Source organism: Devosia sp. LC5, assembly GCF_000735585.1.
Taxonomy (GTDB): Bacteria; Pseudomonadota; Alphaproteobacteria; order Rhizobiales; family Devosiaceae; genus Devosia.
The window spans coordinates 55,245-71,697 of record NZ_JNNO01000045.1 but is presented as its reverse complement, the minus strand read 5'-3'; the positions used below and the strand labels follow the sequence as shown (position 1 = coordinate 71,697).

At 61.8% G+C, this 16,453-nt stretch carries 16 protein-coding genes; 4 read left to right on the top strand and 12 right to left on the bottom strand.

The window, feature by feature from the left end; translation table 11 throughout:
- Positions 1–30: 30 nt before the first annotated feature.
- Positions 31–1,347, bottom strand: coding sequence for an MFS transporter (locus FF80_RS18595; RefSeq protein ID WP_035103106.1), 1,317 nt, complete (start codon positions 1,345–1,347; stop codon positions 31–33).
- Positions 1,348–1,510: 163 nt separating this feature from the next.
- Between FF80_RS18595 and FF80_RS18590 the strand changes: the two genes are divergently transcribed.
- Positions 1,511–2,434: an AraC family transcriptional regulator gene (locus tag FF80_RS18590; protein WP_200877233.1), complete on the top strand. Its 924-nt coding sequence runs from the start codon at positions 1,511–1,513 to the stop codon at positions 2,432–2,434.
- A 132-nt stretch (positions 2,435–2,566) separates the two neighbouring features.
- On the opposite strand, the gene FF80_RS18585 is transcribed toward FF80_RS18590, so the two are convergent.
- The 5 genes from FF80_RS18585 to FF80_RS18565 form a co-directional block, all read right to left on the bottom strand.
- Positions 2,567–3,380, bottom strand: a protein-coding gene (locus FF80_RS18585; RefSeq protein ID WP_244445826.1) for an IS5 family transposase whose coding sequence is annotated in 2 segments (ribosomal slippage) — positions 2,567–3,352 and positions 3,354–3,380 — 813 coding nt in all. Because the reading frame shifts where the segments join, the coding sequence is not laid out codon by codon here.
- 161 nt (positions 3,381–3,541) lie between these two features.
- Complete coding sequence (locus tag FF80_RS18580) at positions 3,542–4,507, bottom strand: SDR family NAD(P)-dependent oxidoreductase (RefSeq protein WP_052153757.1); 966 nt, start codon at positions 4,505–4,507, stop codon at positions 3,542–3,544.
- A 246-nt stretch (positions 4,508–4,753) separates the two neighbouring features.
- Positions 4,754–5,569, bottom strand: a complete 816-nt coding sequence (locus FF80_RS18575) for an NAD(P)-dependent oxidoreductase (protein WP_035103104.1) — start codon at positions 5,567–5,569, stop codon at positions 4,754–4,756.
- A gap of 4 nt (positions 5,570–5,573) precedes the next feature.
- Entirely contained in the window at positions 5,574–5,945 is a 372-nt protein-coding gene (locus FF80_RS18570) for a MarR family transcriptional regulator (protein ID WP_244445827.1), read from the bottom strand.
- A 255-nt stretch (positions 5,946–6,200) separates the two neighbouring features.
- Positions 6,201–7,014, bottom strand: a protein-coding gene (locus FF80_RS18565; protein ID WP_244445826.1) for an IS5 family transposase whose coding sequence is annotated in 2 segments (ribosomal slippage) — positions 6,201–6,986 and positions 6,988–7,014 — 813 coding nt in all. Because the reading frame shifts where the segments join, the coding sequence is not laid out codon by codon here.
- Between the two features lie 240 nt (positions 7,015–7,254).
- On the opposite strand from FF80_RS18565, the gene FF80_RS18560 reads away from it, so the two are divergent.
- Positions 7,255–8,169 carry an SDR family oxidoreductase gene (locus FF80_RS18560; protein WP_035103101.1) on the top strand — a complete coding sequence of 305 codons (915 nt, stop codon included), beginning with the start codon at positions 7,255–7,257 and terminating at the stop codon, positions 8,167–8,169.
- Positions 8,170–8,433: 264 nt separating this feature from the next.
- Here FF80_RS18560 and FF80_RS18555 read toward each other — a convergent pair whose 3' ends face one another.
- The gene (locus FF80_RS18555) at positions 8,434–9,330 is read right to left on the bottom strand and encodes an AraC family transcriptional regulator (protein ID WP_035103099.1); all 897 of its coding nucleotides are present in this window, start codon (positions 9,328–9,330) and stop codon (positions 8,434–8,436) included.
- 149 nt (positions 9,331–9,479) lie between these two features.
- On the opposite strand from FF80_RS18555, the gene FF80_RS18550 reads away from it, so the two are divergent.
- The gene (locus FF80_RS18550; protein ID WP_035103097.1) at positions 9,480–10,439 is read left to right on the top strand and encodes an aldo/keto reductase; all 960 of its coding nucleotides are present in this window, start codon (positions 9,480–9,482) and stop codon (positions 10,437–10,439) included.
- A 99-nt stretch (positions 10,440–10,538) separates the two neighbouring features.
- Here FF80_RS18550 and FF80_RS18545 read toward each other — a convergent pair whose 3' ends face one another.
- From FF80_RS18545 to FF80_RS18530, 4 genes are read right to left on the bottom strand one after another with little or no spacing between them, the layout of a single operon-like run.
- Positions 10,539–11,630 (bottom strand): aldo/keto reductase, encoded by a 1,092-nt coding sequence (locus FF80_RS18545; protein WP_035103095.1) that lies wholly within the window; start codon positions 11,628–11,630, stop codon positions 10,539–10,541.
- A 27-nt stretch (positions 11,631–11,657) separates the two neighbouring features.
- Complete coding sequence (locus FF80_RS18540) at positions 11,658–12,398, bottom strand: SDR family oxidoreductase (protein ID WP_035103094.1); 741 nt, start codon at positions 12,396–12,398, stop codon at positions 11,658–11,660.
- A gap of 2 nt (positions 12,399–12,400) precedes the next feature.
- The gene (locus tag FF80_RS18535) at positions 12,401–12,985 is read right to left on the bottom strand and encodes an intradiol ring-cleavage dioxygenase (protein WP_035103092.1); all 585 of its coding nucleotides are present in this window, start codon (positions 12,983–12,985) and stop codon (positions 12,401–12,403) included.
- Between the two features lie 25 nt (positions 12,986–13,010).
- Positions 13,011–13,976 (bottom strand): MBL fold metallo-hydrolase, encoded by a 966-nt coding sequence (locus FF80_RS18530; RefSeq protein WP_035103088.1) that lies wholly within the window; start codon positions 13,974–13,976, stop codon positions 13,011–13,013.
- Between the two features lie 141 nt (positions 13,977–14,117).
- Here FF80_RS18530 and FF80_RS18525 point away from each other — a divergent pair, with 141 nt between their 5' ends.
- Entirely contained in the window at positions 14,118–15,104 is a 987-nt protein-coding gene (locus FF80_RS18525; protein WP_035103085.1) for a LysR family transcriptional regulator, read from the top strand.
- A 149-nt stretch (positions 15,105–15,253) separates the two neighbouring features.
- Here the strand turns inward: FF80_RS18525 and FF80_RS18520 are convergent, their stop codons facing one another.
- Positions 15,254–16,348: an oxidoreductase gene (locus tag FF80_RS18520; RefSeq protein WP_052153756.1), complete on the bottom strand. Its 1,095-nt coding sequence runs from the start codon at positions 16,346–16,348 to the stop codon at positions 15,254–15,256.
- Positions 16,349–16,453 lie beyond the last annotated feature (105 nt).

The window sequence follows — 16,453 nt, the reverse complement described above, 5'->3', positions numbered from 1 at the left end:
GCGGGATGCGGCCTTGGCGACGTCCAGCTGTCACCGCCTCCGCAGTAAAGTGGCGAGGCGCTGGTTTGCGATCAGCAAGGCGACGGCGGTCAGAACCATCGAGACGGGGACGATCAGCAATCCGAGTCCGATGCCATTGGGAATCTCCGCTGCCGTCGCCGCATCGCTGATCATGCCGACGATCAGCGGCCCGAGCGCCGGACCCAGAAGGCCGGAACCGATCATCACGAGGCTGGACGCCTGCGCCTGCCGGCCCTCACCAGCCACCAGATGCGCCGCGCCGAAGGCCCAGGGCATCAGGAAGGAGAAGGCCAACATGCCCGGCACCAGCAGGAGGATGGACATCCATCCGACCGGGACGAACAGGGCGGCGGTCGTCGTCGCGCTGGCGATCAGGAAAAGAACGGCGGGAGGCCCGAGGACCCTTCCAGTGCCCGAGCTTGCTGCGCGGTCAAACCAGCGCCCGCCCAAAAGCGCACCGATAATACCCATCAAGCCTTGCGGGACACCGAACGCCAATCCGACCTCGCTGGCGGTGAAGCCGTGCGTCCGGATGAGGAACGGCGCAGAGAAGGCGTAGAAGGGCGCGGCGGCGAAGCCGAGGACGATCGCGCCGATGAACAGCCAGCGGAACGCTGGGGACGCCAGCAACCGACGGCTGGATTCCAGGAAAGGTTCGCTGGTGGCCGCCGTGCGCTCGAGCGTCGGGGTCGGCCCCATGACGATGAACGCCAACAGGGCGATCAGCCCGCCGATGGCTCCAGCGCCGATCATCGCGGTGCGCCAACCGAGCGTGTCGCCGATCGCGCCGCCCGCGGCGAAGCCGACCATGGTCCCGAGCGGGACGCCCATGGCGAACAGGCCGAGCGCGAGGCCGCGGCGTTCCGGCCGGATTTTTCGGGCGATAATCGCATGCCCGGAGGGGATCGCGCCCGCCTCGCCGAAGGCGACGCCGAACCGCGTCAGAGCCAGGAACAGAAAACTCGCGGCGATGCCGCCAAGCGCCGTCATGGCGCTCCAAAGCAGGATGCACGAAACTAGAACCAGGCGCGGCGAGCCGCGATCCGAGGCGCGCGCCAGTGGCAAAGACAGCAGCGCATAGCAGACCGCGAAGGCCAGGCCGGTGAGCAGACCCATTTGCGTATCGCTCAGCCCAAGGTCCGCTTTGATCGATTCCGCCAGAATGAATGGCAGTATCCGGTCAATCTGGGAAAACGCATTGATAAGCAGTAGGGTAATGAAGATAGCCGCAACGCGCCAACCACGTACATATTCGCTGCCCGATTCATCGAAGAGAAGCGATTGGCTTCTTTGAACATCTATTGACCGCGCAGCAGTTTCTGTCATGTTCGGCACACTCCTCGCTTGGTTGGCCCCCTCAAGCTAGATGGAGTGTCTAATGAGCAGAATGCCCGAACCCTCAAAAAATTTGCCTATTCCTGCAAGCGACGATACAATGCCAGTTATGGGTCGCGTGTTGCGCTGGCCTCGCAACCCACTGGAGGCTCGCGTGTCGTCATCGCTTCTTGCGGCGGTCAACGCCTATGTCGAGGCCCAGGGCGGAGGTCAGGGCCTGTTCCCGACGCCGATCACCGACGTCAACATTGTCCGTTCCTGTCAGACCATGATGCCGATGCGGCAGATTTACCGCCCCTCGCTCTGCGTCGTGATCCAGGGGGGAAAGGAGATCTTCTTCGGTGAGGAGAGGCTCGAATACCGCGCGATGGAATGCCTCGTCGTCAGCGTGGAACTGCCAGCCAGCGGGCGAATCGTCGAGGCGTCACCTGACGCGCCGTACATCGGTGTCACGATCGAACTCGACGTGACGGTGATGCGGGACGTGGTGGAACAGTTGGACGAACCGCCGATTCCGCCTGCCGGCCCTGGTCCCTGCATGTTCGTGAGCCGGGTCGACGAGCCTCTGGCGGATTGCATCCTGCGTCTCATCAGAATGTCCGGGACGCCGAAGGCGATCCCGATCCTCTATCCTTCCGTCATGCGCGAAATCTGCTTCTGGCTTCTGAACAGCCCGCATGGCGGCGAACTCTACAGACTGGCCTTGCCGGAATCGAATATCGAGCGGGTCGTCAAAGCCATTTCCCTGCTGCACGCGAACTTTGCACGGACGCTGCGGGTGGAACAACTGGCTGAGACCGCGCGAATGAGCCCGTCATCGTTCCATCAACACTTCAAGGCGCTGACCTCGATGACGCCGCTGCAGTTCCAGAAGCAACTTCGCCTTCTCGAGGCGCGACGCCTGATGGTGGCCGAGGCTTCGAACGTGGCGGAGGCAGCCTATCAGGTCGGCTACGAGAGCGCTTCGCAATTCAGCCGGGAATACTGCCGGATGTTCGGCGTGGCGCCGAAGCGTGACGTCATGAACCAGCAGCGCTTGTATAGCGAATACGCCAGCCGCAAAGTGCAAACTGCATAGCCTGTAGATCGCGCGTCTCGTAGGCCGCTCCTTACAGCTTCTGCTTGGAGCGGCCTTTCTGTTTCTGGCAGGGAGACGTCCGCGTGGCGGCGCCAAGGGCGCCATACAGACACTAAGAGTCCGTCCCGGAACTCATGTTGATCGTGCGATGCGTCGGATGAGGACCATGGCGGCGGCGGCGTAAAGGAAGGCCGTCGCCGAAGCGATTGTCGCCTCTGCGTCCTTCCAGAGGCAGCGATTTCGGTTGATCCAGGCGAAGAAGCGCTCGACAACCCATCTGCGCGGCTGCACGGCGAAGCCGATCTGGTCAGGCTTGCGACGGACGATCTCGACGGCGATGCGCGTCGCGGTCGCGACACGCGGTCCCTGATAGCCGGCATCGGCAAAGACCTTCCCGATGAAGGGGAACGGGCGGCGGGACGCCGCCAACAGCGGGCCTGCCCCGTCGCGATCCTGCACGCTGGCGGGATGGGCGAACAGGACGAGGCCGCGCCCGTCGGTGTCTACGAGGGCGTGACGCTTGCGGCCCGTGATCTTCTTGCCGGCGTCGTAGCCGCGCGGGCCTCCCGACTCGCTGGTCTTCACGCTCTGACTGTCGATGATGCAAGCGCTCGGCGAGGCTGCGCGACCGTTGCGTTCTCGGTCGATCATCAGCAGGGCGTGGTTCAACGCCTCGAACACGCCGTCGTCCCGCCAGGCCGCAAACCAGCGATAGGTCGTGCTCTTCGGAGGAAGGTCGCTGGGCAGAAGCCGCCACGCGACGCCGCCGCGCATCACGTAGAAGATCGCGTTGACGATCTCGCGCAGAGGCCAGGACAGCGGCCGCCCCGTTCGCTTCGGCGCCGGCAGCAGCGGCTCGATCAGCCGCCACTCCGCATCCGTCAAATCCGTCTCGTATCGAAGCCCCGCGCGACTATTGCTGCCGGCGAGTGGCTGGGGTCCACATCGCTCGCTTCCCAAGATGGCCTGAACAACCCCTTGGAATCATGAGCGCCCCAGCCGCTCAACCCTTTCGGGACGAGTTCTTAGAAATTGGCTACTTTGTTGCACGAGAGGTCTCGGCGAGCGACAATGACCGCTTCTGCCTCCATTCTCATTGCTCCAGCATCACCGCAGCAGCTTGGCTTCCTCGTCGGGCTGGAGATGCACAAGCAGCTTAGAATCGTTCCACAGTTGGAGAGCGCGCTCCTCGTCGTAGGAGATCTTCGACGATCGTGTTTCGATCAGACGGCCATCATTCGACTGGAAGTACTTTGCCGAATCTTCTGCGAAGACGGGATCTGCAGCGAGCCGCGCAAGCGAGGCTCCCGAAAACTCCATGCTACCCATCGTTATGCCAAGACGCTTCTGGAACCGGTTGAAGAAAGCCGTCCTCGACAGCCACCGGACCGGGCCGGACATGGCACGCAAGAATCCAGTACCAGCGGTGCTGCCCGGGTCGAAGGCAATGGAAGTGATCGCGCTTCCGGACTGCTTCAGACGCCTGTCCAGTTCATAGGCTGTAAGGACATTGCACAACTTCGACGTGGAATACCGCTTTCCGGCCGATGTAGGCTTACGCCCCTCCTTGCCATTGTGCGCGAGCATAAGGGCGTTCGGCTCGACCGCCGCGCCCACGAGCTTTCCGTCGACCGTCTCGGGATCGTGGGTGCCGCTGGCCGTGAATATCACACGGCCGTTCTCGACTACGCGGTCAATCAACAGTTCGAGCAGAAGGAAATGACCCAGGTGATTGGTGGCGAAGGTCTCCTCATAGCCGTCCACCGAGTAGTTGAGGCCTTGGATGCGCGCGCCGGCATTGCAGAGAATGGCCTGAAGGTGATCGACCGTCCCATCGTCCAGCAATGCATGGCACCTGGCGGCAGCCGCCCGGACCGATGCTAGGGACGACGTGTCGAGCTCTAGGGTGTTCACCTTGACGCCGTAGGTCCTCGCCAGCTCTCTCGCGACCGGTTCCACGCGTCCCAGCCTGCGCCCGGCGAGCAGGAGGTTGGTACGATAATGCGCGGCAAGATGTTTGCTGCACTCGAGCCCGATCCCTCCATGACCGCCCGTTATCAGAACTGTTGGCATACCTGCGTTTTCCTTTCCGGGTGGAGATCAGCGCGCCGCTGCGATCGTCTTTGCAAACCCCAGAAGCTCGATGGCGAGATGGACCTTATGCCCCTCGACCATTTCCTTGGGTGCCGTTGCAGGGAAGCAGCAGTAGCTTTCCGGAGACCAAGTGCGCCCTAAGATCAGACCGGACTTGGGGCGGCCCCAAATTGAAAGCATAGACCGGCGACCAACCACGATCGCCGGACCACACACATCGTGCAGTTACAGTATTCCTTCCTGTACTGCCTCATAAACCGTCCTCACTGTCGGCCGGAAACCGAGGCTCCGCGCCAGCGATGCATCGACATGGAGATACCAGGGATTTTGCATTGCCTCGACCGAGTGTTCCATTTGGTGGCCCACAAGTCCTACCAGTTCATATACCGTCGTCGGCGCTTCATCAGATATGTTAACGATCCGGCTGTCGAAGGCGCCTTCCAGTGCCAACCTCATCGCCGTCGCAATATCGCGATGATGTATCGTGCTCATCCGATTGGCGGGATGGAAGCCGAAGGTGACCAAGTGCTTAGGCAGCATCTCCAGGTGGCCGTCGGCGTCGCCATAAACGAACGGAAACCGTAAAATCGACCAGTTCAAGCCACTCTCGCGCAGCAGTTTCTCGGCTGCGACCTTGCTGGCAGGGTAGGCTTGTTCTGGCTCGACGCTATCTGTCTCGCGTGCGGGCTGAGTAGAGTTCCTGTTATAAACATTCGACGTGCTCGCCATGATGAAGCGAGCGTCAGGGGCATCAGCCTGCACGGCGGCGATTAGATTGCTGGTGCCCTCCAGGTTACTCCTCCAGATCAAATCCGTATCCGGGCTGCGAAAGACGGCGGCTAGGTGCACAATCGCCGAAACACCTCGAACAGCTTCCGAGAGCGTTGAAGGGTCGAGAATATCGCCGGTCACGGCGGATGCACCCGGCGGACAGGTTTTCCCTGTCCGCAGCAGCAGCCGGCAATCAAGACCTGCTTCCAGCAACCGCGGAACAAGTCGCTCGCCGACAAGACCTGTTGCTCCAGTTATTAGGATTGTCATTTACTCATGCCTTTCCTGAGAGGGTTTGTAGCCGCTCGGTCGCCAATCGAAGGACGCGGATCGTCGTGGCCAGATCGGTCTCGGCGATGCCGTCAAAAGCAGCCTGGTGAATAAACGAGAGGTCCGGGAGTTCGCGCCACAGGTCCTTGCCCGAACTCGTGAGTGTCAGAAGGCGCTGGCGCTGGTCTTCTCCGTCCGAGGTCTGCTGGAGCAGACCTTTGCGGACGAGCGTAGCGATGATCCCGCTTAACGTCGCCCGTTCGAGCTCAAGCGCACGCCCAAGATCGCGCTGCACCGTCGGACCAAAATTTGCGAGATGCCAGAGAACGTACCACTGCGTAGAACCCAGACCGAATGGTCGCAGCGTCGCGTCCATCAAGGCCCGTCCCGCAAAGTAGCATCGCTTGGTCCATGCCCCCACGGTCAGATGTTCGTTGTGCATGCCGCAAACGGCCTTTCCCGTTCGTTCGCTACCTTTCAAATATCGCAAGGTAGCGTACGAATGTCAAGCGTGTTCGCAGCGATTTACAGCGCTTTTGCTCAGGCGCGAGTCTCCGAGCGCGGGATCCGATGGGTAGGCTGGGTGCGGCAACGCGCTGACTGAACATGATCTAAGAGTCCGTCCCGGAACTCATGTTGATCGTGCGATGCGTCGGATGAGGACCATGGCGGCGGCGGCGTAAAGGAAGGCCGTCGCCGAAGCGATTGTCGCCTCTGCGTCCTTCCAGAGGCAGCGATTTCGGTTGATCCAGGCGAAGAAGCGCTCGACAACCCATCTGCGCGGCTGCACGGCGAAGCCGATCTGGTCAGGCTTGCGACGGACGATCTCGACGGCGATGCGCGTCGCGGTCGCGACACGCGGTCCCTGATAGCCGGCATCGGCAAAGACCTTCCCGATGAAGGGGAACGGGCGGCGGGACGCCGCCAACAGCGGGCCTGCCCCGTCGCGATCCTGCACGCTGGCGGGATGGGCGAACAGGACGAGGCCGCGCCCGTCGGTGTCTACGAGGGCGTGACGCTTGCGGCCCGTGATCTTCTTGCCGGCGTCGTAGCCGCGCGGGCCTCCCGACTCGCTGGTCTTCACGCTCTGACTGTCGATGATGCAAGCGCTCGGCGAGGCTGCGCGACCGTTGCGTTCTCGGTCGATCATCAGCAGGGCGTGGTTCAACGCCTCGAACACGCCGTCGTCCCGCCAGGCCGCAAACCAGCGATAGGTCGTGCTCTTCGGAGGAAGGTCGCTGGGCAGAAGCCGCCACGCGACGCCGCCGCGCATCACGTAGAAGATCGCGTTGACGATCTCGCGCAGAGGCCAGGACAGCGGCCGCCCCGTTCGCTTCGGCGCCGGCAGCAGCGGCTCGATCAGCCGCCACTCCGCATCCGTCAAATCCGTCTCGTATCGAAGCCCCGCGCGACTATTGCTGCCGGCGAGTGGCTGGGGTCCACATCGCTCGCTTCCCAAGATGGCCTGAACAACCCCTTGGAATCATGAGCGCCCCAGCCGCTCAACCCTTTCGGGATGCGCTCTAAGAGCCTGCAAACTTGTAGGAATAGGCAAGTGTTTTGAGGGTTCCGGCATGGAGATTCGCCACGCCCTACGCTTCTTGGTGATGAACGTGAAAAGCGAGAGCGTCGAGACGATCACCGCTCGAAGGCCCGCTGAACCTCCGAGAAGGCAAGGATCATTTATGGCGAAGTGGACGACCGAGAATATTCCATCGCAGAGCGGCCGTTCGGCTGTCATCACCGGCACCGGCGGGCTCGGCTACGAGCACACGCTGGCCTTGACTCGCGCCGGTGCGAGCGTGGTGATCGCCGGGCGCAACTCCCAGAAGGGCGCCGAAGCCGTAGCGGCGATCAAGAAGGCTGTCGCTGGCGCGCAGGTTCGGTTCGGCAAGGTGGACCTTGCCAACCTCGCCTCGATCGCCGCGTTCGCCGCGCAGCTTGCGCAGGAGCAGGACAGCCTCGACCTTCTGATCAACAATGCCGCGGTGATGAATCCGCCGCAGCGTCGCGCGACCAGCGACGGCTTCGAGCTGCAATTCGGCACAAACTACCTCGGCCATTTCGCGCTCACCGCACATCTGTTGCCGCTCCTGAAGAAAGGGCGGAATCCGCGCGTCGTGACCCTCAGCAGCATTGCGGCACGGCAAGGCGCGATCAACTTCGACGACCTGCAAGCCGAGCGCGGCTACAAGCCGATGCCGGTCTACAGCCAATCGAAGTTCGCCTGCCTCATGTTCGCCCTGGAACTGAGCCGGCGCAGCAAGTCGGCAGGATGGGGCGTGCAAAGTATGGGGGCACATCCCGGCATCACACGTACCGATCTGATTGTGAACGGATCGGGCCGGTGGAGTGCGGCCGGCATCATGCGTCGCTTCCTACCATTCCTGTTCCAGCCCGCGTGGCAGGGCGCACTGCCCACGCTCTATGCGGCGACCGATCCGACCGCACGGAACGGCGCCTACTATGGGCCTGACGGCATGGGCGGAACGCGCGGCTATCCGACCGAGGAGACGCCTCCAAAGCAGGCGCTGGATACGGCCGTCGCCGCCCGCCTATGGGAAAGATCCCTAGACCTGACCGGCGTGACCTTCGAGTGAGGCGGACCGGGGGCAAGCCAGCACCCTCACTGCCGATATTGCTCAGCCGCACCTCACGCAATTCTCGCCGCAGAGACTGGCTGCACGCCTCGGAATAGTCCCGCAATGGAGACAAACATCATGAGCAATGACCAAGACCACCACGAGAACCGGGGCCAGCGTCCGGCTGCAAACCGCCCGGCCAGTCCGTCCAACGAAAATCCGTCGCATCAGGCCAATGGCAGACCAGAACACCTGACCTCGCGACTCGACAATGAAAAAGTCTCAGATCGTGTAACCGAAAAGATAGCTTGATGATCGCATACGCACCGCGTCCTTAAACGGTGAAATCCCGAAAAGTCTGGAATATTCGCGACTGAACTGAGATGCACTTTCATAGCCCACTGCAAATGCTGCCTGAGTGGTATCCGCACTGGTCACGAGCATTCTTCTGGCTGCCTGCAAGCGCAAAGTTTTCTGGTATTGCAGAGGGCTCAAGGATGTCACCTCCTTGAAATGGCGGTGGAAGGACGGAACGCTCATCCCCGCAACCGCCGCCAGCTCTTCAGTACGCAGTTTTTGACCGAGATTCTGCCTGATCCACTCCACCGAGCGTCGAATATTTGTAACTCCATTTCCCTGGAGAATTGCCTGTCGCATCATATTTCCGTGCCCACTTTGCAACAGTCGGTATAGAACCTCACGTTCCCGGCCCGGACCAAGCGCCCCTATATCCTCTGGTCTGTCCAGCAGCGCCAGCAAGGCATCCAGTGCCTCCAACACATCGGTGGTCGCCCGTTCGACACCGAATCCTGTGCGGCTTCCCTTCTCCGCCGGTCCCGGGACCTCACTGGCAAGAGACGCCAACGTGTCGCGGTTGAGGATCAGCGCTACCGCAATGTAAGGTCTTTCCGCATCAGCCTCGAGTATGCAACCCATCGCCGGCAACTCGATCGTCGAGGCAAAGCAGCTCGCGGCTTCGAAGCGCAGGACGCTTCCGCCGATCAATACCTCTTTCACGCCCTGCACGACCACGCAGATGATCGGATCGCACAGGGTCATCGTGGGGACTGTCCTGTGCGCCAAAACCGCCAGGAAGAGGTTTGAGATCGCGGTAGCCCCGTCCGGACCGGGCGCGTGGCTAAGAACGCGTCCGCGCATGCGTTTGAGAATCTCTTCCATGCCTACACTCATACATCCTGCATCGACGTACGGGAAGCGGAATGATAGGATTAGGCATAGATCAGAGAGCTTCTGGAGGGCAAATTTTGCCCGCGCCTTTTATTTCTTGATCGGAAGTTTGGATTGTCAAACGACAAGGAGTATCGGCGATGACGTTCGCAAAGCGCACATTGGGCAAAGGAGGCCCTGAAGTCTCGGCTCTCGGCTTGGGCTGCATGGGTATGTCGGAATTCTATGGTCACAGCGACCGCGAGGCGGCGCTCGCCACGATCGCTGCCGCACTGGAGGCCGGCATCACGCTTCTCGACACGGGCGACTTCTATGGCATGGGGCACAATGAAGTGCTGCTGGCCGAGGCGTTGCGCGGCAAGCGGGACAAAGCTTTCATCCAGGTGAAGTTTGGTGTGCAGCGCGGCCCGGATGGCTCGTTCCTGGGCATCGATGCGCGTCCTTCTTCGGTCAAGACTGCGCTGGCCTATAGCCTTCGGCGCCTGGAGACCGATTATGTCGATCTCTATCAGACCGGATTAGATCCCGCAGTGCCGGTCGAAGAAACGATTGGTGCGATTGCAGACCTCGTTGCGCAAGGGTATGTGCGTCACGTCGGCATCACCAACGTTGACGCGGATACGATCCGGCGGGCACATAAGACGCATACGATCACTGCGTTGCAGTTCGAGTATGGCCTGATGTCGCGGGACATAGAGCACGAAGTACTGCCGGTCTGCCGCGAACTCGGAATCGGGATCACGGCCTATGGAGTCCTGGGAAGAGGCTTGCTCACCGGCAGCAAGGGCAGCGGCGAAGGTGACTACCGCAACATCCTGTATCCGCGTTTTCAGGGTGAGAATCTCACGCGAAATGAACGGTTGGCGGCCGCGCTCGCGATGGTTGCCCGAAACGAAGGCATCACGTCAGCTCAAGCCGCGATCGCATGGGTCGCCAGCCGAGGGGAAGACATCATTCCCCTTGTCGGCGCGCGCACTGTCGAACGGCTGGCCGAAGCACTGGCGTCGCCCCTGCAGTTACCAGCGGAAGCGCTTTTCGAAATCGAGAAGGCCGTCCCCGAGGACGCTGTTGGCGGTCAGCGCTTTATGGTCGCACATTAATCAGCCCGTTCTTACTGGTTCCATGGCCAGCTTCGTCAGCCATTTCGACTAACTGAGGCATGGAGTTCGTGAAAGCATCTGCTTCCCGAACTCCAAAACTCACTGCCCCGTGCGAGCACGAGCTGTTGCTTGGGCCGCTCGGATCAGCCCCTGATACTGTGCGTCCTTGCCGGGATACCAGGGCATCCGGCCGATATCAGCGAAACCGGGAATAGTCTCCATGTGCTGCACCATACGCCGGCGCATCGGTTCGTCCGGCAAGGGCCCGTACATGGCCTGGACATTGTCCTCGGCATGCTCGGGATTCGAGGTGCCGCACAACACCGTCGTGACCGCCGGATGCGCCATGACCCACTTGAGGAAGAACTGCGCCCAGGTCGCCGCTTCGAATTCGCGAGCGAAGTCAGGCAGCGAGTGACCTTCCACCACCCTCATCAGGCGCGCCTTTTCCAGCGGAAGGTTGATGAGGACGCCGACCCCACGGGCGGCGGCGGCGGGGAGCAGGCGCCGCTCGGCGCTGCGGTCGAAAATCGAGTAGTTCGTCTGAACGAAATCGACACCGCCACGCTCCACCAGTTCCGCAAGCTGATCCTGAGCTCCGCTTTCATGGTGGGTGACGCCGACGTAGCGAATGCGACCTTCCTGTTTCCATGCCTGCATCAACGGAATGACGACTGGAGCGTTGACGATACTGTGGCACTGCATGAGGTCGATCGTGTCACGCCAGATGCGCAACCGCGACTGCTCGAAACTCGCGACCGCATGGCTCTCGTCCCCGAGATATTCGCCGGTCGACCAAATCTTGTTGGCGATGAATAACTCGGATGCTTCCGGTACGCCCGCAAGGAACGCGCCAACAGAGACTTCGGCCGATCCGTAGAGGGGTGACGTATCGACGACCCGGCCACCGCCTGCGATGTAGCGCCGAAACACCTCACCCAGATGCTGCCGATCATCACCCGGGCGGGCGTCAAAGGTGAGGAATGTGCCGAGACCGAGTGTGGTAAGCGTCTGCTCCGTTCTCGGAATCGTTCGCGTTCGTGCAAGCGTCGTGGAGGCCGGCGCTAGCCCGCTTGCCTGGGCGCGGGCTTCACCAGAAAAGACGGACGCTCCGGCTATCAAGGTGGCTCCCGTCCCCAGGGCGCCGATAAAGGCACGTCTGTTGAAACCAGAATCCTGCTGGTCGTTCATGCGATAGTCTCCTCTTTTCTTGACGCGTCAGACGATGCCGCCGTTGGCACGCACGATTTGCCCATTGATCCAGTCGCTGCCCGGGCCCACGAGCACCGAGACGAAGCGGGCGATGTCATCGACTTCACCGAGGCGGCCGAGCGGGTTCTGCTGCTTGATACGGTCGAGCGTGGCCTGGTCCTTACCCTCAAGGAAAAGCTCCGTAGCGACCGGTCCAGGCGCGACCGCGTTCACGGTGATCCGCCGCGATCCGAGTTCCTTGGCCATAATGCAGGTCAGCGCTTCGACGGCAGCCTTGGTGGCGGCATACGCGCCGTAGGCGGGCTGATAGAGACCCACGACGCTTGACGAGAAGTTCACGATACGTCCGCCGTCGCGCAGCCGCTTCGCCGCTTCTCGCAGCGTGTTGAAGGTACCCTTGAGATTGACCGCGATAAGCTTGTCGAAAGCAGCGTCGTCCATCTCGGCCAAGGGTGACAGCTTCATGATGCCGGCATTGTTCACCAGCACGTCTACGCCGCCATACGCCGCCTCGGCCGTGTCGAACATCTGCTTCACGGCCTCCGGATCGCTCACGTCAGCCTGCGCGGACATTGCTCGTCCGCCCGCCTTCACGATCTGATCGACGAGTTGGGTGGCCGCGTCGGCCCGGCCTTGATAGTTGACGATGACCGTGAAGCCGTCTGCCGCCAACCGGCGTGCGATAGCCGCGCCGATCCCGCGAGAGGCGCCGGTTACGAGCGCGACCTGTTTTCCTGAAATGCCCATGGTCAGACCACGAAGTCGAAGCGCGCGAACTGACCGTCGCCCGCGGGGTTTATCGTCATGAGCAGCGTCTCATCGAAGATCCGGTCCCGCGCATTGCCCGGCTCGTCCGGAAAGAAGAGTTGCGTTGTCAGGACGTCTCGGCCTGGCCGTTGAACCCTGAAATGGAAGTGTCGCGCTCGCCCCGGGTACAGCGCCGGCACAACGGTGTTGAACCACCAGCGCCCTTGCTCGTCGGCGAATTGATGTCCCCGCAAGCGGAAGTCCTGACGATCGTACTCGCCGCTCTCATCGGCATGCCAGATATCAACGAGGCTCTGGGGAATCGGGCGACAGCGGCCATCGAGGACGTAGCCGGCGACGGTAATGCGCGCGGCGCGCGGCGCATCCGGATAGAGGTCTTGCTTCAAAGGCGAGTTCGGCTTGAAGAACGGGCCGGCCTCTCGGGCGAGCGTGGCTTCATCCCCGTCCGTGCAGGCGCGCGTCAGCGGCAACACCGGCGCTTCCTGCCCGAAAGCAATCGTGCCGGCCAGCGGCACGAGCGGCATGGCCAGAAACCCCGATAGGAGTGCGCGCCTCGATGTCGTCATTGCCGGATCTCCGTTGTTCACCGGATCAGAACTGCCAATTGACCGGAACCCAGGCATAGCCGGCGTCCGTCTTAAGCATTCGGCCAAGGCCCGGGAATGGGTAGTGGAAGCCGAGGACGAGGAGCCGATCCGCCGCCGCCATGTCGAAGATGCGGCGCCGGGAAGCGAGGGCGGTGTCCTTGTCACGATCTGGCCCAGGCACCCATGGCCGGTCGACATTGACGATCGGGTGGTAGGCGAGATCGGCCGTCAGCAGCAGCTGATCGGCCCCGGACTGAACGAGGAAGTTCGCCATTCCGGGGGTGTGGCCGAATGCCGGAAGCGTCGTCAGGCCAGGGACGATCTCCGCGCCAGCTTCATACAACTCTATCCCATTCGTGACGGGCTCGACGCTCCGCTTGATCGCCGCGGCGAAGTTCCGGCGGAAATCCTCCGGGACGGGCATGTAGGACAGGTCCGGATCGTTGCGGATGAAGAAGTCCCAATCGGCACGAGGCGCAAAGACGACCGCTCGCGGAAATGCCTTGCCTCCGTCCGCAGTTCGAAGATTGCCGACATGATCCGGGTGCGTGTGCGAAACGACGACGACGTCGATATCTTCGGGTTGCAGGCCGATGGCGGCCAGGTTCTCGAATATGCGGCCGCCTTGCGGCCCCATGGTCTGCCCGGCTCCGGCTTCGAGGAGGATCCGCCTGCCATTCGTCTCGATAAGGAGTGTGTTGAGATTGAGCGTCAGGCGGTCGGTCGGCAGGAAGGCGCGCCTCAGAACCTCTTCCAGTTCTGCCTCCGGCGCGTCGCTGGCGTAGACCTGCGGAGGGCCGCCGATCAGTCCGTCGCTCAGTACGGTCGCCGCGATGTCGTCGCCGACGCGAAAGCGGTAATGGCCGGCGTTTCCAGCCTGAGGAGGGACCGATGCGGCTGGGGCCGCCTGTGCAAATGCCGTTCCGGTCGGCAAGAGCAGTCCCGTCGCGACCGACGCAGCTGTCAGCATGATCTTTCTGCGATTAAGTGTAACTACATTCATATTTCAATCCCATCCACGCATCTCGGCACGGACGCCGTTTTTGACATTGGCGTCGTCGCTTCAATCGGTGTTTGTCTGTGGCGCCGCGTCGCGACACGTTTTCTAACGATGACACGGATCTATTGCGCGGATAAGCTAACCAGAACCGATCAGCTTATTAAGCGGGGCTTCGCAATGCGGCCATTGCGCCTTGACAGCCTGGAGATATTTGAAGACGTCGTGCGCTGCGGTGGCTTTAGAGCCGCCGCGCTTGGCAGGGGCGTCTCGTCTTCCGCCATAAGCCAGTCGATCAGCGTGCTCGAGGAAGCGCTGGGCATCCGGCTGCTGAATCGAACGACACGTAGCGTCGCGCCTACTGAAGCAGGCGAGCAGCTTCTGGAGCGGCTAAGGCCGGCTCTTCACGACATCAGAACGGCGATCGACGACCTCAATCAGCATCGCGAGAGCCCGTCCGGCACTGTGAGGATCAACGCGCCGGGACCGGCCGCCGACCACATTCTGTGCCCTCTGACTTTTGAATTCATGAAGCTCTATCCCGACGTCAAGGTCGAGATCGTCAGCGATGCTGCGATCATCGATATCGTGGAGCAGGGGTTCGATGCTGGGGTGCGCTTCGGAAACCAACTCGCCCAGGATATGATTGCCATGCCCATTGGCCCCCCCTTGCGATATGCGATCGTGGCCTCGCCTGACTATCTTCGTGAACGCGGCCGTCCCGTCTCACCGCGCGATCTCTTGCAGCACGACTGTATTCGTCGCCGTTTTCCTGGTGGAACCATGGTGACGTGGAAATTTGAGAAGGACGGCGAGCAGTTGGAAATCGCCCCGCAAGGTCGGCTGACACTGAGTTCGGCGCATCAAGAACTTCAGGCCGCACTTGCGGGATCGGGGATCGCCCACCTGCTGGAGGACTATGTCGGTGATGACGTCGAACACGGCAGAGTTATCGAATTGCTCTGCGAATGGAAACAGACCCTGCCGAGTTGGTATCTGTATTATCCTAACCGGCGGCATATGAGCGCGGCCATGCGAGCTTTCCTCGACTACATCCGTAATCAGAAATCCCGTCCGGCCAACGCGGCATTTATTCCCTGAACACAATTGAGGATCGTAAGCTTCGTTTTGGCCATGTATCGCGTTCATGAGCAAGAGACCGCCAAAGAAGTAGGCGCCTGAAACGACGTATCCCACCAGCGACGCTTTCCTGGTTGATGCTGGCCAACTCCTCAACTTCCCGAAGGCGACTAGCCGAAGGAAACCTGACCAAGTTGTTCCAAAGTCGCCCACAATCTATTGGCAGTCTCCAGGTCCTGAGACGCGGGGGGAGGCGTCGCAACGCCTGGCAAACCTCTCAAGCCTTGGAAATCCTTAGGCCCATAGTAGCCGCCGCCGACGGCGTGGGGCGACGTCCCTGCGTACAGCAGCGGAAGGGCGCCCAGAGCCGGGTCCTGCCACATCACGGGAATGTACCTGAACCGCCAACCTTCGGCGCTGTCGAGGCCGGGTCCATCCAGAACGATATTGGTGCGCGCGACGCCGGGATGGGCGGCGATGCTGGAGATACGCCAACCGGCCGCTCTGCTGCGGCGATCACATTCGAAGGCCAGCAGAAGGTCCGCGAGCTTGGCGTCGTCGTAGGCGCGGGCGTAGTCGTAGACCTTCTCTTGCTGAAGGTCATCGAAGTTCAGCTCCCCGAAATGCCCGCGCGAACTCGCCATCCAGACGATCCGGGGCGCGTTCCCATTGCGCAGCAGCGGCAGCAACTGGGCGGTCAGCGCGAACGGACCCAAGGCATTGGTCGCGAAAACCCGCTCAAAGCCATCGACGCTCACTTCACGATGCTGGCGCGCCATGACGCCTGCGCTGTTGATCAGCAGGTCGAGACGGTCGCCCGACGCGCGCATACGATCCGCGAACGCGCTGATCGACGCCAGGTTCGCGAGGTCCAGCGTCTCGAACCGCACAGTAGCGCCTGAGACTTCGGCACGCATTCTCCGAACGGCTTCTTCGCCGCGTTCCCGATTGCGCGAAGCGATCGTCACGTCCGCGCCCGCGCGAGCCAGGCCGAGCGCCTGATGATAACCCAGCCCGCTCCGATCCTCTTGCGGATACCCGTTGGCGCCGGTGACGATCACGCGCCGGCCGCGCTGGTCAGGAATGTTCTCGTAGGTCCAGTCGGGGATTTCCGCTGGCCCCCCTGTCAATCTGCCTGCGCCGAAGCCAACCATGCCGGCCGCGGCGCCAACAGCGGACACCTGCAGGAATGAACGCCGTGAAAAAGCCGATCGAGCCGCGCGTGGCGGCCGTCGGTCATCTTGATTGTCCGGTTCCGATCGCATGTCGAATCTCCATTGATTGCGATAGTCAGGCTCGCGAGTCAGGCACCGGCGGCGATCAAGCCGCGTCGCTTCGATGACCGCTGGGGAAGCAAATAGAACCCGCAG